Source organism: Sinomicrobium endophyticum, assembly GCF_052983315.1.
The window spans coordinates 86,530-108,921 of sequence record NZ_JBRKIS010000002.1 but is presented as its reverse complement, the minus strand read 5'-3'; the positions used below and the strand labels follow the sequence as shown (position 1 = coordinate 108,921).

The 22,392-nt window shown below is 44.0% G+C and carries 18 protein-coding genes; 15 read left to right on the top strand and 3 right to left on the bottom strand.

Going from position 1 to position 22,392, the window contains the following annotated elements; all coding sequences use genetic code 11:
• The first annotated feature begins 135 nt into the window (after window positions 1–135).
• The 3 genes from ACVBDU_RS00710 to ACVBDU_RS00700 all read left to right on the top strand — a co-directional run bounded on the left by ACVBDU_RS00710 (window position 136) and on the right by ACVBDU_RS00700 (window position 5,275).
• Window positions 136–2,544, top strand: coding sequence for an alpha-ketoacid dehydrogenase subunit alpha/beta (locus ACVBDU_RS00710; RefSeq protein WP_447177861.1), 2,409 nt, complete (start codon window positions 136–138; stop codon window positions 2,542–2,544).
• Between the two features lie 146 nt (window positions 2,545–2,690).
• Window positions 2,691–3,728, top strand: coding sequence for a GMP reductase (locus ACVBDU_RS00705; RefSeq protein ID WP_447177860.1), 1,038 nt, complete (start codon window positions 2,691–2,693; stop codon window positions 3,726–3,728).
• A 56-nt stretch (window positions 3,729–3,784) separates the two neighbouring features.
• Window positions 3,785–5,275: a potassium/proton antiporter gene (locus tag ACVBDU_RS00700; RefSeq protein WP_447177859.1), complete on the top strand. Its 1,491-nt coding sequence runs from the start codon at window positions 3,785–3,787 to the stop codon at window positions 5,273–5,275.
• Window positions 5,276–5,419: 144 nt separating this feature from the next.
• Here ACVBDU_RS00700 and ACVBDU_RS00695 read toward each other — a convergent pair whose 3' ends face one another.
• Window positions 5,420–6,184 (bottom strand): MerR family transcriptional regulator, encoded by a 765-nt coding sequence (locus ACVBDU_RS00695; RefSeq protein ID WP_447177858.1) that lies wholly within the window; start codon window positions 6,182–6,184, stop codon window positions 5,420–5,422.
• Window positions 6,185–6,590: 406 nt separating this feature from the next.
• On the opposite strand from ACVBDU_RS00695, the gene ACVBDU_RS00690 reads away from it, so the two are divergent.
• On the top strand, window positions 6,591–7,295 hold the full coding sequence (locus tag ACVBDU_RS00690; RefSeq protein ID WP_447177857.1) for a hypothetical protein: 705 nt from the start codon (window positions 6,591–6,593) through the stop codon (window positions 7,293–7,295).
• 67 nt (window positions 7,296–7,362) lie between these two features.
• On the opposite strand, the gene rpsA is transcribed toward ACVBDU_RS00690, so the two are convergent.
• Window positions 7,363–9,135 (bottom strand): 30S ribosomal protein S1, encoded by a 1,773-nt coding sequence (gene rpsA / locus ACVBDU_RS00685; RefSeq protein ID WP_447177856.1) that lies wholly within the window; start codon window positions 9,133–9,135, stop codon window positions 7,363–7,365.
• A 313-nt stretch (window positions 9,136–9,448) separates the two neighbouring features.
• Between rpsA and aroB the strand changes: the two genes are divergently transcribed.
• Window positions 9,449–10,528 carry a 3-dehydroquinate synthase gene (gene aroB, locus ACVBDU_RS00680; protein ID WP_447177855.1) on the top strand — a complete coding sequence of 360 codons (1,080 nt, stop codon included), beginning with the start codon at window positions 9,449–9,451 and terminating at the stop codon, window positions 10,526–10,528.
• A gap of 6 nt (window positions 10,529–10,534) precedes the next feature.
• Here the strand turns inward: aroB and ACVBDU_RS00675 are convergent, their stop codons facing one another.
• Entirely contained in the window at window positions 10,535–10,927 is a 393-nt protein-coding gene (locus ACVBDU_RS00675) for a lipocalin-like domain-containing protein (RefSeq protein WP_447177854.1), read from the bottom strand.
• A gap of 270 nt (window positions 10,928–11,197) precedes the next feature.
• Between ACVBDU_RS00675 and ACVBDU_RS00670 the strand changes: the two genes are divergently transcribed.
• From ACVBDU_RS00670 to lgt, 10 genes are all read left to right on the top strand, one after another.
• The gene (locus ACVBDU_RS00670; protein WP_447177853.1) at window positions 11,198–12,646 is read left to right on the top strand and encodes a glyceraldehyde-3-phosphate dehydrogenase; all 1,449 of its coding nucleotides are present in this window, start codon (window positions 11,198–11,200) and stop codon (window positions 12,644–12,646) included.
• 258 nt (window positions 12,647–12,904) lie between these two features.
• Window positions 12,905–13,537 (top strand): tRNA (guanine-N1)-methyltransferase, encoded by a 633-nt coding sequence (locus ACVBDU_RS00665; RefSeq protein WP_447177852.1) that lies wholly within the window; start codon window positions 12,905–12,907, stop codon window positions 13,535–13,537.
• 110 nt (window positions 13,538–13,647) lie between these two features.
• Entirely contained in the window at window positions 13,648–14,325 is a 678-nt protein-coding gene (gene trmD / locus ACVBDU_RS00660; protein WP_447177851.1) for a tRNA (guanosine(37)-N1)-methyltransferase TrmD, read from the top strand.
• An 89-nt stretch (window positions 14,326–14,414) separates the two neighbouring features.
• On the top strand, window positions 14,415–15,332 hold the full coding sequence (locus ACVBDU_RS00655) for a bifunctional metallophosphatase/5'-nucleotidase (RefSeq protein WP_447177850.1): 918 nt from the start codon (window positions 14,415–14,417) through the stop codon (window positions 15,330–15,332).
• A gap of 236 nt (window positions 15,333–15,568) precedes the next feature.
• On the top strand, window positions 15,569–16,321 hold the full coding sequence (locus ACVBDU_RS00650; protein WP_447177849.1) for a GIN domain-containing protein: 753 nt from the start codon (window positions 15,569–15,571) through the stop codon (window positions 16,319–16,321).
• Between the two features lie 125 nt (window positions 16,322–16,446).
• Window positions 16,447–17,028 (top strand): superoxide dismutase family protein, encoded by a 582-nt coding sequence (locus tag ACVBDU_RS00645; RefSeq protein WP_447177848.1) that lies wholly within the window; start codon window positions 16,447–16,449, stop codon window positions 17,026–17,028.
• 79 nt (window positions 17,029–17,107) lie between these two features.
• On the top strand, window positions 17,108–18,295 hold the full coding sequence (locus ACVBDU_RS00640; RefSeq protein ID WP_447177847.1) for an LETM1-related biofilm-associated protein: 1,188 nt from the start codon (window positions 17,108–17,110) through the stop codon (window positions 18,293–18,295).
• A gap of 381 nt (window positions 18,296–18,676) precedes the next feature.
• Entirely contained in the window at window positions 18,677–20,227 is a 1,551-nt protein-coding gene (locus tag ACVBDU_RS00635) for a sodium/sugar symporter (protein WP_447177846.1), read from the top strand.
• A gap of 63 nt (window positions 20,228–20,290) precedes the next feature.
• Entirely contained in the window at window positions 20,291–21,463 is a 1,173-nt protein-coding gene (locus ACVBDU_RS00630) for a galactokinase (RefSeq protein ID WP_447177845.1), read from the top strand.
• A gap of 94 nt (window positions 21,464–21,557) precedes the next feature.
• Window positions 21,558–22,391: a prolipoprotein diacylglyceryl transferase gene (gene lgt / locus ACVBDU_RS00625; RefSeq protein ID WP_447177844.1), complete on the top strand. Its 834-nt coding sequence runs from the start codon at window positions 21,558–21,560 to the stop codon at window positions 22,389–22,391.
• The last annotated feature ends 1 nt before the right edge of the window (window position 22,392 follow it).

Here is a 22,392-nt window from a genome sequence, read left to right as displayed (position 1 = left end):
CCTTAATAATAAAGATTATTTGATTTTTCATTAAAAAAATGCGTTTCAAATTATCAATACAACACCTAAAGACCCCTTTGCGGTCTTGCAAAAGCGGAATGTTTTACCTAATTTTGTAAACCTTAAAACAACAACATGCATACCGAAACAGATTCTCAAAAAGATATTACTTTCAACGATTTCAAAGACCAGGTCCTGCACGACTATAAGATAGCCGTAACAAGCAGGGAATGCAGTTTGCTCGGAAGAAGGGAAGTCTTGACGGGAAAAGCTAAGTTCGGTATATTCGGTGACGGAAAAGAAGCTCCTCAGCTCGCTATGGCCAGGGCCTTTAAAAACGGTGACTTCCGCAGTGGCTATTACCGCGATCAGACCTTTATGATGGCTATAGGAACCCTTAGCCCGAAACATTTCTTTGCAGGCCTGTACGCCCACACAGACATAGAAAAAGAACCCATGAGTGCCGGAAGGCAAATGGGAGGCCACTTCCTGAGCCACAATCTGAACGAAGACGGAAGCTGGAAAAACCTTACCCAACAGAAAAACAGCAGTAGTGACATTTCCCCTACCGCAGCACAAATGCCACGGTTACTGGGACTTGCACAGGCATCCAAAATCTACCGGCAATCCGGTGACATGGACAGCACTAATTTCTCCGATAACGGAAATGAAGTGGCCTGGGGCACTATCGGGAATGCCAGCACCAGTGAAGGCTTGTTTTTTGAGACTATAAATGCCGCAGGAGTACTACAGGTTCCCATGGTGATCAGTATCTGGGACGATATGTACGGAATATCCGTACATGCAAAACACCAGACAACCAAAGAAAACATATCCGAAGTACTGAAGGGCTTTCAGAGAGATGATAAGCCCGGCTTCGAAATTATAGTGGTAAAAGGATGGGATTACCCCGCCCTCGTAGAGGCTTACGAGAGCGCCGGAAAACTGGCCCGGGAAGAACATGTACCTGTTCTTATCCACGTAACGGAACTCACCCAGCCACAAGGACATTCGACTTCCGGTTCCCACGAAAGATATAAAGACAAAGAGAGGCTGGATTGGGAAAAAGCATATGACTGCAACCTAAAAATGAGAGAATGGCTTCTGGAGAACGGCTTTGCAACCGAAGAAGAGCTCACTGTACTTGAAAAAGAAGTAAAAAAAGAGATTCGTGAAGCGAAAAAAGAAGCCTGGACCGAATTTACATCGCCTGTAAAAAGTAAAAAGAAGGAAGCTGTTGCTCTTTTGGACAACCTGGCCAATAAAAGTGCGAGCAAGTCTTTTGTAAACAAACTGAAAAACGATCTTATAGCTATAGACGAACCGGCTAAAAAAGATATCCTCTCATTGGGCAGGCGTGCATTGCGCTATGTAATACACGAAACTTCCGAAGAAAAAGACAAACTCATTGCCTGGATAGATACTTACCTGGCGGAAGAACAACTAAAATACAGTTCTCACCTGTATAGCGAACTCCCCGGAAAAGCCACTGCCATAACGGAAATACCACCGCAATACGGTGAAAACCCGGAATTGGTGGATGGACGTATTGTGATCCGGGATAATTTTGACAAACTTTTCTCCAAATACTCCAACGCCCTTGTTTTCGGGGAGGACAGCGGTAATATCGGTGACGTAAACCAGGGGCTCGAAGGGCTTCAGAAAAAATATGGAGAAATCCGGGTAGCCGATACCGGAATACGGGAAGCCACAATTTTGGGCCAGGGTATAGGACTCGCCCTCAGAGGGCTCCGTCCTATAGCCGAAATACAATATCTCGACTACATACTATATGCCCTGCAGACCATGAGTGATGATCTTGCATCCTTACATTACCGAACCCTAGGAAAACAAAAGGCTCCGGTAATCGTAAGAACCCGCGGACATCGCCTGGAAGGCATATGGCATGCAGGATCGCAGATGGGCGGACTCATACACCTGCTCCGGGGTATATACATCCTCACCCCTAGAAACATGACCAAAGCCGCCGGGTTCTACAACACCCTTATGGAAAGTGATGAACCCGCCCTTATCATAGAAAGCCTTAACGGTTATCGCCTGAAGGAACGCCTGCCGGAAAACCTGGGGGAACTCCGGACTCCAATCGGAAAAGTAGAAGTAGTAAAAGAAGGAAAAGATATCACCCTGCTGTCTTACGGCTCCACTTTCCGAATTGTGGAACAGGTAGCCAAAGACCTTCTCGAAGCAGGCATCGACGCAGAAGTTATAGATGCCCAGACACTTTTACCTTTTGACATCTACCACGAAAGCGTAGAAAGCGTAAAAAAAACAAACCGACTACTTATTATAGACGAAGATGTCCCGGGAGCAGCTTCGGCTTACCTGATGCAGGAAGTAGTGGAAAAACAAGGAGCATACAAATACCTGGACAGCGCTCCGCAAACCCTCACCGCACAACCACACAGACCGGCCTACGGCACTGATGGAGATTACTTATCCAAACCGAACGCAGAAGATATTTTTGAAAGGGTTTACGACATTATGCACGAAACCGATCCTGTAAAATATCCGAAACTAAGGTAATTTTGTTCCCCCTATTATTCTTAATAAACTATAACCGAAAAAAATTACCGGAGTAATCGTATTGTGCGACAAAAAAATCATATCCCGCATAGGATTTTTTGGCCATTATTCTTTTCTTTATTAAAAATTAAGGAAAGGTACCTGTCATGCGAATAGAAAGCGATATAAAACTGGGATTTAAAGATGTAATGATACGCCCTAAACGGTCCACCCTGAATTCCAGGGCGGCTGTTAGCCTGGAAAGGGAATTCAAATTTATGCATACGGGTAAAACGTGGAACGGAGTTCCCATTATTGCCGCGAACATGGATACCGTAGGAACCTTTGAAATGGCTTTTGCCCTTGCCCCTCACAAACTCATAACCGCCATCCACAAGCATTACAGTTCAACGCAATGGGAAGACTTTATGACAAACGGCGGAAAGAAGATCGCAGATCACATTGCAATAAGCACCGGTACCGGGGATAAAGACGCCCGGAAATTGCATACACTCCTCGGGAAATTCCCTCAGATTTCTTTCATATGCATCGATGTAGCGAATGGTTATTCCGAACACTTTGTCTCTTTTGTCAAAAAGACCAGGGAACAATTCCCCGATAAGGTTATTATTGCCGGAAATGTGGTTACCGGAGAAATAGTAGAAGAACTTCTGCTGTCCGGGGCCGATATTATCAAGGTTGGCATAGGCCCGGGAAGTGTTTGTACCACAAGGATAAAAACAGGGGTTGGTTACCCGCAGTTATCCGCTATTATAGAATGTGCTGATGCCGCTCACGGCCTTGGAGGCCAGATCATTTCGGACGGTGGATGTAAAATACCGGGAGATATAGCCAAAGCATTCGGCGGAGGAGCCGATTTTGTAATGCTAGGAGGCATGCTGGCCGGACACTCCGAAAGTGGCGGGGAAACCGTAGAACGAGATGGGAAGAAGTACAAGCTATTTTATGGCATGAGCTCCGAAACCGCAATGACAAAACACACCGGGGGCATGGCCGAATATCGTGCCAGCGAAGGCAAAACCGTGGAAATTCCGTATAAAGGAGGGGTAAAGGATACGGTGAAGGACATTCTCGGAAGCCTTAGGTCCACCTGCACCTACGTAGGCGCCCAACGTCTTAAGGAACTCACCAAAAGAACTACTTTTATCCGCGTTGCCGAACAACATAACGAAGTTTTCGAATAGATGCCAATTATACCGGGAATGGAATTCCGTTCCTTACATTCAGACAATTAACAATTATGAATATAACTACCGAAAACATTTTACTCATAGGCTCTGCCCTGCTCTTTATAAGTATAATTGCCGGAAAAACCTCCTATCGCGTTGGGCTCCCCACCCTTATCCTATTCCTTGCCATAGGAATGCTGGCCGGCTCCGAAGGCATCGGGGGAATTCACTTTGATGATCTGGGAACAGCGCAGTTCATCGGTATTGTTTCTTTGAATTTCATTCTTTTCTCGGGGGGACTGGACACCAGCTGGAAATCCATTAAACCCGTCTTCTGGCAAGGGATATCATTGTCTACCCTCGGGGTGCTTCTTACTGCTACATCCCTGGGCTTGTTTGTATGGGCCATCACTGATTTTACGATCTACGAAGGGATGTTACTTGGTGCGATCGTTTCATCAACGGACGCCGCAGCGGTTTTTTCCATTCTCAGGTCCAAAAACATAGCCCTCAAAACCAACATACGCCCCACACTGGAACTGGAAAGTGGTAGTAATGACCCTATGGCATATTTCCTGACTATTGCGTTTCTGAGCCTGGTTATAAACCAGGATGAAGGCATATGGTCCGTCGTACCGATGTTCCTGAAACAGATTTCCCTGGGCCTGCTATTGGGTTTTTTCTTTGGTAAAGCAGGTAAATTTGTCATTAACAAGATCAATATCGATTTTGAAGGACTATACCCGGTATTGGCAATAGCCCTCATGTTTTTTACGTTTTCGGCAACCGACTTCATAGGAGGCAACGGGTTTCTTGCGGTGTACCTGTGCGCCGTATATCTCGGTAACCAGGATATCATTCACAAGAAGACCATTATGCGAATGTTTGACGGACTGGCCTGGCTTATGCAGATAGCCCTGTTCCTGACGCTGGGGCTTCTGGTTTATCCCAGTCACATTCCACCTATCTTCGGCATAGGCATCCTTATTTCACTCTTTCTGATCTTTATTGCACGCCCATTCAGTGTGTTTTTAAGCCTCGTATTCTTCAGGATGAAACTTCGCAGACGCTGGTATATTTCCTGGGTAGGACTACGGGGGGCCGTTCCGATCGTATTTGCTACGTATCCCCTACTAGCCGGTATAGACAAAGCAGGTATAATTTTCAATATTGTGTTCTTTGTTTCCGTAACCTCCGTACTCGTACAAGGGACCACTTTATCGGTTGTGGCCAAATTGCTTCATGTAGCACTTCCGGAAAAAGCCAAACGGAAAACGCCGGTAGACCTCTTTTTGTCTGACAGTGCTAAATCCGCATTAGAAGAAATACACCTGGAAACGGACAATCCTTCCGTAGGCAAAAAAATCGTAGACCTGCATTTTCCGAAGAACGCGATCATTGCCATGATAAAAAGAAACGGGAAGTATATAACACCAAACGGGGCTACCGTATTGGAAAACGGCGATTTTCTGGTGGTCCTGGCCGAAAATAAAGACGGACTGGAACAGGTATATGACTCCCTTCAAATACGTGATACAGAGCATAAATACGAAATGGACTAGATCACTACGGATTAAGGGATACTATTAACGTGTATTTGTGACTAGAAAACTTCAGTGATCCCTGGTAAAAACGGGAACTTGCTGTTTAGCGCGCACTCCTGCCTGAAACAATAGTATGTACAATCTTTACCGGGTGGCCCCACCTTACCGGTTGAGTTCCGTATCCGCGAAGTGGTGTATCGCCTTTTGCAAAAATTCTGCAAAACAAGGATTGGGTTTACCGTTTACCTTCGTATACCTGTTATCCTGTACATAAAGATCTCCTAATCCTTTATACGCTTCCGCCTTGGTAGCTTTGGGACTCCCCCAGAAGCGCATGATATACCCATAGTGTCTCCGGATCTCCGACTGTACTTCTGCCTCCGCCGGATTCCTGTCACTAAGCTGTAACAACTTTTCGGTATTCGCTTTGAAGCCGTCCTGCAATGCCTGAAAACTCTCTTTGTCCATTTTCAGCAGTTGTTTTTCCGCATGCTCTACCTGGCCCGGCCATTTTTCCATGGCTTCTTTTCGCCAGATCCCGGCCTGCTCCCTCGGCAGGCCCTTGTATAAATCTTCCGGTTTTATCATTTTTTTGTTTTTTAAATTTGTGATGGTTTGCTGTAACGTAGACATCATAGTATGTATCCGTTTTTTTTCGGCAACAAGCCGTTTTCTGTGATCTTCCAACGTCTTCAAAATATCAAATTCCGGATCATCCAGCAGCTCCTTTATATCCTTTAAAGGAAATCCCAGTTCCCTGTAAAAAAGTATCTGTTGTAAGCGAAGGAGATCCTTTTCACCATACTCTCTGTATCCCGCAGCAGTACGGACCAATGGTTTCAGCAAGCCGATATGATCGTAATAGTGTAAGGTACGTACACTCACTCCTGCTATTTTGGCCAGCTTTTTTACCGAATGATACTTCATGACTGTACTTTTAAGATTAACAGGGACAAAAATAGGCTATGACGTAAGGTAAGGGTCAAGGATTTTTTGTTCTTTTTCGGGAAATAAAACATAAAACATTTATATACAATATTTTAAAATCATATTTTTCATTCCTATTTATCCCCGGGCCCAGCATAAAAACAAAAACTGTCTACGTTTTATCCCAACAAGCGAACCTTGGTTCATTTCAATGCAGAGCCCTTCGATATCCCGATAATATCAGGATATCCTGTCCCGTTTTCTCTGTGCATAATAGATTTTTTCGGTCCTTCCGTCGTGAAAGAAACCTGGTAAGGTCACGGTGTACCCTTATCAGGTTTTGTCTCCCTGCACGCAACCTTTGTTTCCTTTATCGATCTATCCATAAACCCTAAAATTTACTGTTATGGTATCAAAATTCAAATGCTATGTCTGGCTTATTCTTGGTCTTCTTTTCTTTCCTGGCTGTTCTGATGACGACAACGGAAATGACAAACCCCAAACCTTCGATTTCTATTTTTCCCAGGATGCGGAGGGATGGAGCGGTGATTTTGCCGATTACCCGGAAGGAGAGGAAGATTTCTACGAGCTGGGGTTCGATTATGCAACCCTTCCCGATCCTCTTGACGATTCTGAGGGAGCTCTCAGGCAAACAGGGAATAACCACAGCGACGACCTGTTCATGTTTATAAAACGGAAAATAACAGGGCTCGATCCCAACCGGGAATACCGTATTTATTTTGATATCCGCATAGCCTCCAATGCTCCGCAAAGGTCAGTTGGAATAGGTGGAAGTCCCGCAGAATCCGTATTTATAAAGGCCGGTGCTGTAAAAGAGGAGCCGAAAAAAAAGGTAGGTGAAAACGACTATTACGAGATGAATATAGACAAGGGAAACCAGTCACAACCGGGAAAAGACATGATCAACATAGGTGATTTCTCCAATGAAACAGACGAGGATACCTATGCCATCGTACAAAGAGGCAATTCCGAAGCCTATACGGCAACGAGCAATGCAAACGGCGAATTATGGCTGGTATTAGGTACGGATTCCGGCTTTGAAGGGATCACTACCATCTATTACGATAGTATATCGGTGACATTCGAATAAAAAACAAAAACCTGGCGGGATCATAATGATCTGCCAGGTTTTTATCCTACTATTATGAACAAAAAAGTTATTTATTCTCTTTATCCATTTTCTCTTTAAGTTCTGCAAGAGCATCCAGGTCACCGAGAGTTGTTTTCTCTACATTGGTGTTGGTAGCAGACTTAACATTCTTCTCTTCCTGTTCTTTGAAGATAGCTGTATGAGAAGCTACAACCCTTTTGAATTCTTTGTTGAACTCAATCACTTTGAATTCGGCTGTTTCTCCTTTTTTCAGTTTTTTACCATCTTCTTTTTCCAGGTGACGGGAAGGAACGAAAGCAACGATATCCTCATTGAGGTTTATAGTAGCTCCTTTGTCTACGATCTCACTTACTTCTGTAGTGTGAACCGTACCTACACCGAACTCGGTTTCATATTTATCCCACGGGTTTTCCGTAGTTTGTTTGTGACCGAGACTCAGTTTACGTCCTTCAACATCCAGTTCCAGCACTTCTACTTCCAGTTTGTCCCCAACGGTAACGAACTCAGACGGGTGCTTGATCTTTTTGGTCCAAGAAAGGTCTGAGATATAGATAAGACCGTCGATACCTTCTTCCAGTTCTACGAATACACCAAAGTTGGTGAAGTTACGTACGATACCTTCGTGTTTGGAACCAACAGGATATTTGCTGGTGATATCTGTCCACGGATCCGGGGTCAGTTGTTTGATACCGAGCGACATTTTGCGCTCCTCTCTGTCGAGAGTAAGTACAACTGCTTCTACTTCGTCTCCTACGGAAACGAAATCCTGAGCGGAACGCAGGTGTGTAGACCAGGACATTTCAGAAACGTGAATAAGTCCTTCCACGCCTTCCGCTACCTCGATAAAGGCACCGTAATCGGCGATAACAACTACTCTTCCTTTTACTTTGTCTCCAACTTTAATTTCATCGCTAAGGGCTTCCCAAGGATGCTTCTGAAGTTGTTTCAGACCAAGTTGAATTCTTGATTTATTGTCGTCGAAGTCCAGGATTACCACGTTCAGTTTCTGATCCAGTTCCACAACCTCGCTCGGATGGTTGATCCTGCTCCAGGAAAGATCGGTAATATGGATAAGACCGTCAACACCTCCAAGGTCGATGAACACACCGTAAGAAGTAATGTTTTTAACCACTCCTTCCAGTACCTGACCTTTTTCAAGCTGACCGATAATCTCTTTTTTCTGTTCTTCGATATCTGCTTCGATAAGCGCCTTGTGCGATACCACAACGTTCTTGAATTCGTGGTTGATCTTTACCACTTTGAACTCCATGGTCTTGCTTACGTACTGATCGTAATCACGGATAGGTTTTACATCTATCTGTGACCCCGGCAAGAATGCTTCGATACCGAATACATCCACGATCATACCACCTTTAGTTCTGCATTTTACAAAACCGTTTACGATTTCACCGTTGTCGTAAGCAGCATTTACTCTATCCCAAGCTTTTATCGTACGGGCTTTTCTGTGCGAAAGCACCAACTGTCCGCTTCTGTCTTCACGAACATCGATAAGTACTTCTACTTTATCACCAACTTTCAGGTTGGGATTGTAACGGAATTCGTTAAGAGAAACAACCCCTTCGGATTTAGCGTTGATGTCAATGATAGCTTCCCTGTCTGTAAGGTGCGCCACAACTCCTTCTACTACTTCCTCATCGGCAGTATCTACGAAATTCTCCTCAACGAGTTTTTCAAACTCTTTCAGCTTATTATCTTCAACTTTTTCAATACCTTCTTCGTAGTTGTGCCAGTCAAAGTTCGCTAAAAATTCCTCAGGACTCTTTACATCCTGTTCTGTTTTTGTTTGTGTGTCAGCCATTGCTGATTTAAAATTTGTATTCCGAATCCGTACAAGAGGTGCAGCAATAGGAATTCAGAAGAATTAATAATTTAGTTTTTACACGCCTTTCCCTCCTGGGTCTGCTTAAAAGGAGTGCAAAATTACAATTATATTTTTGATTTTCAAAAGTTTGTACCGTAATAATTTACACATTAACGTAACGGACAGCATGGTTTTCTCTAAAATTGTGACAAACAAGGAAAATATTGTGTTTAAAACGTCCGTATCTCGCTCCGCTCCTGACATTTTTAATACCTTTGTGCCAAAATTACACGGTTTAAATTATATGGCAATGCTGCAACCTATTTCCTGCAACGGTTATAACATCTATTTCAATGAAAACGGATACGGGAAACTCCGGGAGTACCTCGAAGACAAAAAACATTCCAAGGTTTTTATCCTTACCGACGAAAATACACATCAGTACTGCCTTTCCCGTTTTATGAGCAAAATGCCGGAAAATTTCACAGCAGAGGTCATTGAAATAGAAGCCGGGGAAATACATAAAAACATAGAGACCTGTAGCCAGGTATGGCAGGTACTTTCGGATATGGGGGCCGACAGAAAAAGTGTTGTGATCAACCTGGGGGGCGGTGTGGTTACCGACCTCGGCGGCTTTGTTGCTTCTACTTTTATGCGGGGCATAGATTTTGTGAATGTCCCCACCTCCCTTCTGGCCATGGTAGACGCTTCCGTAGGCGGGAAAACCGGTGTAGACCTGGGGCCGCTCAAAAACCAGGTAGGGGTAATCAATGTTCCCGATATACTTATCGTAGATACCGACATCCTCGAAACCCTTCCGGCGGAACAAATGCGCAGCGGCCTGGCCGAAATGCTTAAACACGGGCTTATCTATGACGAGAATTACTGGAAAGAATTCCTGGACCTCTCTTCCCTGGACCTGAATGACCTGGACGTCCTGATAAGGGATTCCATACTTATAAAAAACAACATAGTAATGCAGGACCCCCGTGAAGCCGGTCTTCGCAAAACCCTGAACTTCGGCCATACACTCGGCCATGCCATAGAATCGTATTTTCTGCAAAACCCGGAAAAACCTACATTACTGCATGGAGAAGCCATTGCCATAGGCATGATACTGGAGACTTTTCTTTCCGTCGAACTGGAGCAATTCCCGCAGGAAAAACTGGATCAGGTAACTTCGGTTATCCTTTCCTACTTCCGGAAAGTAGATATAGAAGAAGCAGACATAGAACACATCATATCTTATCTGAAATACGACAAAAAGAATTCCCACGGGAATATCAATTTTGTATTACTCAAGGACATAGGAACTCCTGTTATAGACATCCGGGCTGATAACGAAAAAATAATCCGTTCATTCGCTTATTATAAGGTACAGAAAATTTAGAAGGGTTTAATCCATTTTTTCATAGCGGTACAGGCACGTCTCTATACAGAAAACAGGACCTAAAGGACTAAACACAAGATCCCCGCCTTTGAAATAGAATCGCATAATCTGCGGTTCAACCTCATAATTGCAATTGAAATCCAGTTGTAAGGAATCCCCTTTCACTGAAAACTTTCCCTCCTGGCAATCCGTTGCATTCGAGGTAAAAGTACTATCCGCTTTAAATTGATAGATTCCCCCATCTTTCACGGTCTCCCATCGAACATTGTCACCTCCCGGGCTAACATATCTCCGGGTCATTTGCCATTTCCCGATAACAGAAACCTCGTTAATGTCCGTATCCTCCGAACACCCCAGGGCCAGGGACACCACGAAGAACATACTTAAAATAGTTTTCATTTTTGTTTTTGGCAGTTTGTACATTATACGACTCTTTAAGGTGTGTGCTTGTTTTTAAGATACCCTGTCCCGGTAAAGGTTGCGTGTTCCGGTATTAATCCGTCTTACGAAAAGTGTATTTTTCACCCTTTATACGGATAAAAACCACGCCTCATTTTTTACCGCAAAACCTTTACGAAAACGTTTGAAATACATATTTTTGCCCCCGAACACTAAACTTAGGATATCCTTCCGGATAAAAACGGGCGGTATTACACAAAACACAGAAAAATGAGTTTTACAAAAACTTACGAAAAGGAACTCGCTTTTCAGGCAGACCGCCGGAAAGCTTCCGTGGAATTCAGTAAAATCGTGAGCGATCTATGGTATGACAAAGCCATTGAGCTTGTTCTCTTCCGAAACCAGCTTATAGACCGCAATGTCAGTGAGATCATTAACCTTCATGAGTACGCCGGGGAATTCGTACAGAAGCCTATCTCTATTTTTGATACGGTAGAAATAGCGCAGGCCATTAAACAAATGACACTCCCCCCTGCCAAACTGGATATCGGTAAGCTCACCTACGAATACCACCTGGAAGATGATAAATACACCAATGCCACCGCTTTTATTTACGACAAACTCCGGGATGCGCAAAACAGCAAGGAAATACAGCCGAAAGATGTTATATTATACGGTTTCGGGAGAATAGGAAGGTTACTGGCCAGGGAACTTATGGCCAAAACCGGGAAAGGGAACCAGCTTCGCCTTCGCGCTGTAGTCACGCGGGGAAAATCCGATACGGAAACGCTTGAAAAAAGGGCTTCCCTGCTCCGTAACGATTCGGTACACGGCAATTTTCCCGGGACCGTAGCCACAGATCCGGAAAACAACGCACTTATTATTAATGGCACCACCGTTCATATGATATCTGCCAATGCCCCCGAAGAAATAAACTATACGACTTATGGTATAGACAACGCCCTGGTCATGGATAACACAGGGGCTTTCCGCGATAAGGAACAACTTAGCCGTCATTTGCTATCCAAAGGAGTAAGCAATGTTTTACTTACCGCTCCCGGAAAGGGCATCCCCAATATCGTTCACGGGGTGAACCACAGGGAATACGACCCGGAGAACATACAGATATTTTCCGCCGCTTCCTGTACCACCAATGCCATTACCCCGGTTCTTAAAGTTATCGAAGATTCCCTCGGTGTGGTAAAAGGGCACCTCGAAACCATACATGCCTATACCAACGACCAGAACCTCGTAGACAACATGCACAACAAATATCGGCGGGGAAGGGCCGCTGCGCTGAACATGGTTATCACCGAAACCGGTGCAGGCAGTGCCGTTGCCAAAGCACTGCCTTCGCTTGAAGGAAAACTCACTTCCAATGCCATTCGTGTTCCCGTCCCTAACGGGTCATTGGTCGTACTGAATCTCGAAGTGGAAAAAACCACATCAAAAGAAGGGCTCAATACCATCATGAAAAAATATGCACTGGAAGGGGAACTTGTAGAACAGATAAAATACTCCCTCAGTAACGAGCTCGTCTCATCGGATATTATAGGCACCTCTGCCCCGTCCATATATGACAGCAAAGCCACTATTGTTTCCCCGGACGGCAAAAATGTTGTACTCTATATCTGGTATGATAACGAATACGGCTACAGCCATCAGGTTATACGACTGGCCAAATATATTGCCAAGGTCAGAAGATACACCTACTACTAATTTTTAAACAAATCCGGATAATTATAATTACAAATATTATGTATCCATTCTCTCTCTTCAGATACATTAAAAAAATAACAAAAGGTTAGATTATTGTCTTTCAATTTGTTATAAACTCATAATATTCTATATATTTGCAGCCTCACTTACTGTAGTGAGGCTTTGCCTTTTTTCACCTCTGGCTACAATAAGTAGGTTATCTAAACGTTACGAACCATAAACAACTATAACAAATATCAAGTACAGTCCGAAATGAAAATGAAAAACGTATACCTTACGTGTATTGCACTTACCCTTATTCAGCTTTTTACCAATGTCATATATGGGCAGCAAACTACAGACGAGGAAGACCCCGGAAACAAATTATCACTTACCGAAGGCAACATCGACAACCAGTTTGAATTTGTCATACAGCGTTCCAACAATTACCAGGATTATAAAGTAGTTAAAAAGAACTGGCTCCATACGCTTAAGAAGAACACCCTCGATTCCCTGGCACGGGTAGAAAAAGAACTGGCCGAAGCCATAAATCTCACCAAAACCCAGAACACGGAAATCGAATCTTTAAAAGGGGAACTGGAAGAAAGTAACGATCACGTATCTACTCTTACCAACGAAAGGGACAGCATTTCCTTTTTCGGGGCACTTATCGATAAAACCACCTATAAAGCTACCATGTGGGGAATCGTAGGTCTGCTGGCCGTGGTGCTTTTCTTCTTTATCTACAAGTTCAGAAACAGCAATGCCGTGACACAAAGCGCCAGGAAAGCCCTTTCCGAACTGGAGGAAGAATACGAAGACCATCGCAAAAAAGCATTGGAAAGAGAACAAAAAGTAAGGAGACAGTTACAGGACGAGATCAATAAACAAAAAATTTCCAAGACAAAATAGGTTCGGGAAAAATTCCGGATTACGATGTAAAAACGACAAAGGTTCAGGGCCGGTATACAACTATTGGCTCTGAACCTTTAACTTTGCAGTCTAAAATTTACCGAAAAACAATGCGCATTGATATTATAACCGTACTCCCCGAACTGCTAAAAAGCCCTTTTGAAGCCTCTATTCTCAAGCGGGCCATAGACAAAGGACTAGTAGAGGTACACACACACAACCTTCGCGATTATACTACGGACAATTACAAGACCGTAGACGACTACCAGTTTGGCGGCGGTGCCGGAATGGTAATGATGATAGAACCTATCGATAAATGTATTTCCCGGTTACTATCGGAAAGGGATTACGACGAAGTCATTTATATGACACCGGACGGGGAAACCCTCAACCAAAAGACCGCTAACTATCTTTCTCTTAAGGAAAATATCATCATACTGTGCGGCCATTATAAAGGCGTAGATCAAAGAGTGAGAGATCAGTTTATCACCCGGGAGATATCCATAGGAGATTATGTACTTTCGGGCGGAGAACTTAGTGCTGCCGTATTGTGCGATACCATCATCCGTCTAATCCCCGGTGTTCTCAATGACGAAACGTCAGCCCTCACCGACTCTTTCCAGGACAACCTCCTCGCCCCTCCCGTTTACACCCGGCCTGCGGAATACAAAGGATGGAAAGTCCCGGATATCCTGCTCAGCGGCAACTTTCCCGAAATTGAGAAATGGCGCGAAGAACAGGCGTACCTGAGAACTACGGAAAGAAGACCGGACCTGTTGAACGATTAAAGCGGTAAAAAGGAATCCCGGACAGGGATTTTCCCGATCAAAACCCTTAACTTTGAACGTATATTCACACCTTCGTCATATATAAAAAAATGAACAGACGGGATTTCATACAGCACACTGCAGCCTCCTCAGCTCTTCTGTCCCTCGGTGGACTTTCTTTATCCTCCTGCAATACCACAACGAAAAAAAAACACATCACTATACTGCACACCAATGATGTGCATAGCCATATTGATGTATTTGCGCAAGACGACCCGCGGAACCCCGGCCAGGGAGGAATAGCGAGAAGAGCCACCCTCGTGGAAAACATACGCCGTGAAAATCCCAATACCCTGCTTCTGGATGCCGGCGATATATTTCAGGGCACTCCTTACTTCAACTATTACGGCGGAGAACTGGAATTCAAGCTGATGAGCATGCTCAAATACGACGCGGCAACACTGGGCAATCACGATTTCGATAACGGTATTGACGGCCTGTATGCCCAATTGCCGAATGCAAAATTTGATTTTCTCATAGCCAACTACGATTTTTCCAATACGGTTATGGACACACACACCAGGCCGTACAAGGTATTTGTAAAAGACGGGGTTAAAATCGGTGTCTTTGGTCTGGGGATCCGTTTAAAGGGACTGGTTAATGACAATCTTTACAAAGAAACCAGGTACCTGGACCCGATTGAGATAGCCCAGGATATGTCGGCTACACTCCGCGAACAGGAAGGGTGTCATGTGGTTATCTGCCTGTCACATATTGGTTATCAATACCGGGATCCTGAAACTACCTGCGACATCAAACTGGCTGAAAACACCGAAAACATAGACCTCATCATAGGCGGGCATACACATACTTTTATGGACAAACCCGCCATACACCGCAACCGCAAAGGAGAAGAGGTCCTGGTAAACCAGGTAGGTTGCTTTGGTATTAACCTGGGCCGCATAGATTTTTACCTGGACAACCAGAACAACCTTGTGAAGCAGGGAGGCAGGTCTATAATAGTCTGATAAACTTACTCTTTAATCTGTTCCGTTTGCCTCATCTGTCAGATCAGGTATTCTATATTGCGCCTGTCCTAAAAACGGAATGAGTACTACACAATGGCAGGTGCCGACCCCGGTCATTTTTTCCCGTTGGAAAAACAAAAGTCCTTCATTTTCCCTATCTTTGATATGAAAGTACCGCTTTTTAACAAAGTAAAGCTTCCTCGATTTTAAACGAAAAATAACAAACACCCAAAACCATGTATACCAAGCCCTTATTCTTGCTAGGCATTTTATTGCTATTCATCGCTCCGGGTAAAACCGTAGCACAGTCCGAAACTATTTCCGTAGATTCTTTTGACAAGGTTATTATAAACCCGCACATACAGGTTACCTTCCGGGAAGGCAACTCGGAATCCGTAGCCGTGGAAATGATAAGCGAACCGTTAGAAAAATTACATGTGGAAGTAAAAAACAAAGTATTGCATATGTATCTGGACGGTGCCAGGGTGGTTACCAAAACGGAAAAAATCAAGGGAGAAGGCCGGAAAGAAAAAAAGCCCATTTACAAAGGTACGGTAGTAAAAGCCGTGGTTACGTATAAAAAAGCCGGCACCTTCTCACTGAGGGGCGATGAAACCATCGTTTTCGAGAGCCCGATACACCTAGATAAAATGAGACTTAATATCTACGGGGAATCCGAAGTATTTCTCAATGAAGCCGTCATAAAAAATCTCAGGGCAACTATTTACGGGGAATGCCACCTGGAAATCAAAAAAGGAGATATCGCAGAACAAAAGTTCACCACCTACGGAGAAAGTGAGGTCAACACCCTTAAGGTCAGCAACAGATCTACAAAGATCGTAGCCTATGGTGACAGCAATTTTGAATGCAGTGTTTCCGAAAGACTCAAAGTAACTTCTTATGGTGAAGCTACCGTGAAGTACAAAGGAAACCCCGAAGTTCGCAAAGGTATTGTCATCGGGGATACTACAATATCTTCGCTCCCCTGACCTGCCATTTGTAGGGCGGCACGAGAACTTTCTGGACTGAAGACAAAGAAATACGAGAAAAACAAAGTATAAATTTGGCTGGCAAGATAAGGCTAAGTAATTTTAAACTTTAAATAAATCATCTTATGAGAAAAGTAGCATTATTAACATTATCCGTTTTGTTCTTGTCTGTTTCCTGTAAAGACAAGGCAAAAAAAGAAAAGGAAAATGTACTGGACAAAGAACCGGCTCCGACAGAGACTAAAACAGAAACTTCCAATGAACTTACTGTTGTCATGGAGCCCAAAAGTGAGTCGAACGTAAAAGGAACCGTAATATTCAAAGAAGAAAACGGCGAGATTACCATGACCGCTACCTTTGAAGGTATGGCTCCCGGAGAACACGCCATTCACCTGCACGAAAAAGCAGATTGCTCTGCTGCAGACGGTACTTCTACCGGCGGACACTGGAACCCTACCTTTGAAAAACACGGTAAATGGGGAGATGCCGAAGGATACCACAAAGGAGATATCGGTAACTTCACCGCAGATCAAGACGGTAAGGGGTCTATCACTTTCTCCACCGATAAATGGTGTATGGACTGTGATGACGACACCAAAAACATTGTGGGTAAAGCAGTAATTGTTCACCAGGGTGTAGACGATTTCACTACACAACCGACAGGTGATGCAGGCGGACGAATAAGCTGCGGCGGTATCATACAGTAGACTCTATTACAAAATCCAATCCGTTATCAAGGGCCCGGGCCATATTGAACTACTATTTACATAACGCACATTTATCACTATGAACCCTTCGGCTGTAGGTTGGATAGGTAAGTTGAACACTGTTTTAAGTAAATCTGATGTCTTTCCTGTAGAGAATAATCTTCTGTACGACAAACTCAGGGATTCGGGTTTTATTTACGGTACCAACGTAAAACTGGCCTTCCCCCTCGACATCGACAATAAGCTTACAGAGGAAGAACTGTCCAAAACCCATTTGTACATTTCTCTCCTCACCGCAAATTATACCTATAAGAAAACTCTCGTTTACGAGAAAGCCATAGATTCCATCATTGCTTTCTACACAGAAATGGAAAGCAATGATGTTTCTTTCTTTCACAAACTACTCTCCGGTAAAAAACCATCTTCCAAACTGGAAAAGATCATAGGTAACCGGATACAGTTTGACGAAAACATACTCACCAAGAATTTTAACCGTATCCTTACTAATGTATTGCTGTATACAGATGTACTCACGTACCTGCAATTTCTCGAAGGCAATACCGACTGTATAACCTATGCCAGAAACCTGGAAACTTTTGTCATTAATACCATGTACCGTGCGCTGGAAATTAAACCGGAAAAAAACGAATTCGACATGCAGTTGGTAAAACTTTTCGAATCGTCCGCAAGGTACACCGGTTCTTTTGATAAAGAAATGATTATCTCTTCCGGAGAAGAGCAACATTCTTTTACTTCCGGACTGGAGAAAAAGTATCTCCTGGACCTGGCCTGCCTTACCGTCTGGAATGATAAGGTGATAGATAAAGAAGAAAAACAATTTGTTTTTGACTTTGGCCGTACCCTGGATCTCGGAAAAGAAGAAATCGAAAAGTCCATTGTCCTTGTCCGCGACTTTTTCCGGGCGCATAAGGATGAAATTTCCATCCTCAACTTTTCTAATCCGGTAAAGCATTTTTACGACAATTCTTCGCGAATGGTAAGCAACCTGATCCTAAGAAATAAAAAACGTCTGCAACAGGAACTTCTGCTGAGCAGGGAACTGGTAGTACTCCTATCCAAATCTACCGTAAAGGAACTCACTAAAGAGGAAAAACAAAAAGTAAAAATCCAGTTACTGGACATCTGTAAATCCATCCCCTCCCTGGCCATTTTTCTTCTTCCCGGCGGAGGTATATTACTCCCCCTGCTGGTAAAATTTATTCCTCAGCTATTACCTTCGGCTTTTGATGACAATAAAATCTCCTGATGTACGGATATCCCCATAATCCCCCTCCGTCTGCCCCTTTCAATCCGGATCCGATAATCTTTTTAAACAATCTTTCTCTTTCTATCTTCAAATCGTCTCATCCTGCCCCCGGAAACAGTATATATACCCTTCAAAACACCCCCGATTCTCTCCTGAAAAACAGTATTGTATTTCTCGTAACTACCGTATTTCCTGCCATCAGCAACTTAAGCTGTGTTTTTTTAACGATTTCGTTATATTACACACAACATTCTTTCATAAATAAAAAAAATCTGTACTTTTAAGCGGCCATTGGCATCCAGGATAGATTCTTACCGGGTCTCTTAATTTATAAGAGGTAAAATCTATCTTTTTTTTGTGCAATATCAATCTGAACCCAATATGAATTTTTCAACTGTAGACATCGTTATTTTTATCGGTTATCTGATCGTATTATGTGCCATCGGGCTTTGGCTTTCCTTTAAAGATAAACAGGAAGGCGCCGAAGATTACTTTCTGGCGAGTAAGTCATTGCCGTGGTGGGCTGTGGGAGGCTCTCTGATAGCTTCCAATATCTCCGCGGAACAATTCATCGGAATGTCCGGCTCCGGCTATGTGGTAGGAATGGCCATAGCATCTTACGAGCTTATGGCAGCCATTACCCTGATCATCGTAGCCAAATATTTCCTTCCCATTTTCATTAAAAAAGGGATTTATACCATGCCCCAGTTCCTGGAAGAACGTTTTGACAAACGGGTACACACCGGGCTGGCCATTTTCTGGGTCCTCCTTTTCATCTTTGTAAACATAACCTCCGTGCTTTATCTCGGCGCACTGGCACTGAAAACCATCATGGGTATCGACATGATCTACGGTATCATAGGACTGGTGATCTTTGCTTCCACTTTTTCCATTTTCGGAGGTTTGAAAGCCGTAGTGTGGACAGATGTCATACAGGTAGCAGTACTTATTTTCGGCGGCCTGCTGGCCAGTGTCCTGGTATTGAGTGCCATCGGGGGAAGCACCTGGGAAGGTTTTTCCACCCTGCTCGAAAGGGCCCCGGAAAAATTTGACATGATCCTCGACAAAACGCATGAAGAATACAAAAACCTCCCGGGAATAAGTGTCCTTGTGGGAGGCATGTGGATAGCCAACCTTTACTACTGGGGAAATAACCAGTATATCATACAGCGTGCCCTCGGTGCAAAAAGTCTTAAGGAAGCACAAAAAGGAACCGCTTTTGCCGCCTTCTTAAAAGTCTTGTTACCCTTAATCGTGGTTATACCCGGCATTGCCGCTTTTGTACTGGATGCGGACATCAGCAAACCGGACGAAGCATACCCCTGGATCCTCGATAATTATGTACTTACCGGTTTTAAAGGTCTCGCTTTTGCCGCATTGATCTCTGCCATTGGCTCTTCTTTAAGCTCTATGGTAAACAGTACGTCTACCATATTTACAATGGACATATACAGGCCACTGGATAAAAAGGCAAGTAATAAGAAAATAGTAACCATAGGGCGTATTGTGGCAGCAGTGTCTCTTGTCATTGGAGCTATAGTAGCCCCTCTTTTAGGGAACCTGGACCAGGCTTTCCAGTTTATCCAGGAATATACCGGGTTCATAAGCCCCGGCGTGGTGGTAATTTTCCTTTTCGGGATGTTCTGGAAAAGAACATCGGCAAACGCGGCTTTCTGGGTTGTACTTCTGTCTATTCCACTGTCCGTAGCCTTAAAATACTTTACCCCGGAAATCCCGTTCATGAACCGTATGGGATTGTGCTTCCTGATTCTTTCGGCTATTATCATTGCCATATCTCTCATTGAAAATAAAACCGATGACAAAAAAGCGATCTACCTGGAGAAAGGCCTGTTCAAAACCTCGCCTGTATTCAATACGGCAGCGATCCTGATTATGGGAATACTCGCTGTTATTTATGCCGCCTGGTGGTAAAATGGCTGAAAACTGAAATAATAATACCTAACAAACTTTATCCTTATACCGGGAATAAAACCTATGACAACAGAAGCATTAACGAATAAAATACGATCACTTTTCACCGAAAAACACAATACTACACCTGTTGTGGTACAGTCCCCCGGACGTATCAATATAATAGGAGAACACACCGATTATAACGATGGTTTTGTGCTTCCCGGTGCCATAGACCGCTATATCATCTGTGCTGTTGCCAAAAATGACAGCACGGACAAATGCTCTGTCTATGCCGCTGACATGGAAGAAAACTGTACTTTCAGTCTCACCGATGTGAAACCTTCCGAAAAAGGAAGCTGGAAGAATTATGTACTCGGTGTCGTGGCAGAAATACAAAAGCTGGGCAGCAAACTAACCGGTTTCGATATCGTGTTCGGGGGAAATATCCCCAATGGCTCAGGCCTGTCCTCTTCTGCCGCCCTGGAAAACAGTATTATATACAGCCTGAACGAATTGTTCGGCTTGCAACTGTCCCGAAAAGAAATGATGCTGCTTTCCCAGAAGGCAGAACACAATTTCGTCGGGGTACAATGCGGTATTATGGACCAGTTTGCCAGCATGCAGGGGAAAGAGGATCATGTGCTGTTCCTGGACTGCCGCACCCTCGATTTCACCCCGGTTCAGATCGATTTCGGAGATTACGAGTTACTCCTTATTAATTCCAACGTAAAACACAGCCTTGCCGATTCGGCTTATAACGACAGGAGAAATGCCTGCGAAACCGGGGTAAAAGTATTACAGGAAAAGTTCCCGGAAATCAAGGCCCTGCGCGATGCTACGGAAAAAGATCTCCTTCAGGTGAAAAACCTGCTGCCCGGATATATATATACCCAGTGCCTGTATGTCATACAGGAGAACAACCGGGTTAAGCAGGCTATTGAAGCTATAGAACAAAATGATATTGGTAAACTGGGCGAATTGCTTTTTGCATCCCACAACGGTTTGCAGCATCAATACCAGGTCAGTTGCCCGGAATTGGATTTCCTGGTGGAAAAAGCCCGGGAAACCCCCGGTATACTCGGTAGCAGAATGATGGGGGGCGGCTTCGGCGGATGTACCATAAACATTATCCGAAAAGGAGAAGCCGATACCTTTGTAGAATCCGTGAGACAGGAGTACACCCGTACGTTCGGCAAGGAACCGGATACGTATCGCGTTTCGTTAACGGACGGGACCAACCTCAGGGTCTCCTGACGGGCTTATAAGGCTTCCCTCCTACTAAAAATACTCAGGAAAATCTCATGGCGGCATCAGTCCTCCGGAAACTAATAAAAAGTCCGTACACATTATGAAAGATGGTGTTTTATACTGGAACATGGACCCGGTTATTATTCAAATAACCGATACTTTTCCGTTGAAGTACTACGGACTGCTCTTCATATCCGGTCTTTTCCTGGGATACCTGGTGGTAAAAAGAATTTACCAAAGGGAAAATATCCCGGTAACGCAACTGGACAAATTGCTCACCTACATTGTAATAGGTACGGTAGCAGGTGCCAGACTGGGACACTGTTTCTTTTATGAACCCGGATATTACCTGCATCACCCGATTGAAATATTTTTACCCGTACAGGAAATTAACGGTTCGTACAGGTTTACCGGATACCAGGGGCTTGCCAGTCATGGCGGGGCTATCGGAGTACTTTTGGCCATTATGCTCTATTGCAGGAAATATAAAATACGGCTCTTATGGGTGCTGGACAGGATTGCCATAGCCGTTCCGCTTACCGGGGCATTTATCCGCTTCGGTAATTTTATGAATTCCGAAATATACGGTAAACCTACCAATGGTAACTGGGGCGTGGTATTTATGAGAGACGACCTCCTTGCCCGGCATCCCACGCAGCTTTACGAGGCCCTGGCCTATTTATCCATTTTCGCAATACTCACCCTGCTCTACCGATCGCAAAACGTACGGCAAAAAAACGGTTATCTATTTGGGCTGTTTCTCGTTTTATTATTTGCGACAAGGTTCCTTATCGAATTCTTTAAGGAAAACCAGGTAGGATTTGAAGATAATATGACTATTAATATGGGACAGATATTGAGTATTCCTTTTATTTTACTGGGAATATTCTTTATTTTCCGCAACCGCATGCAAAGCGTGAAAACAACAAATTAAA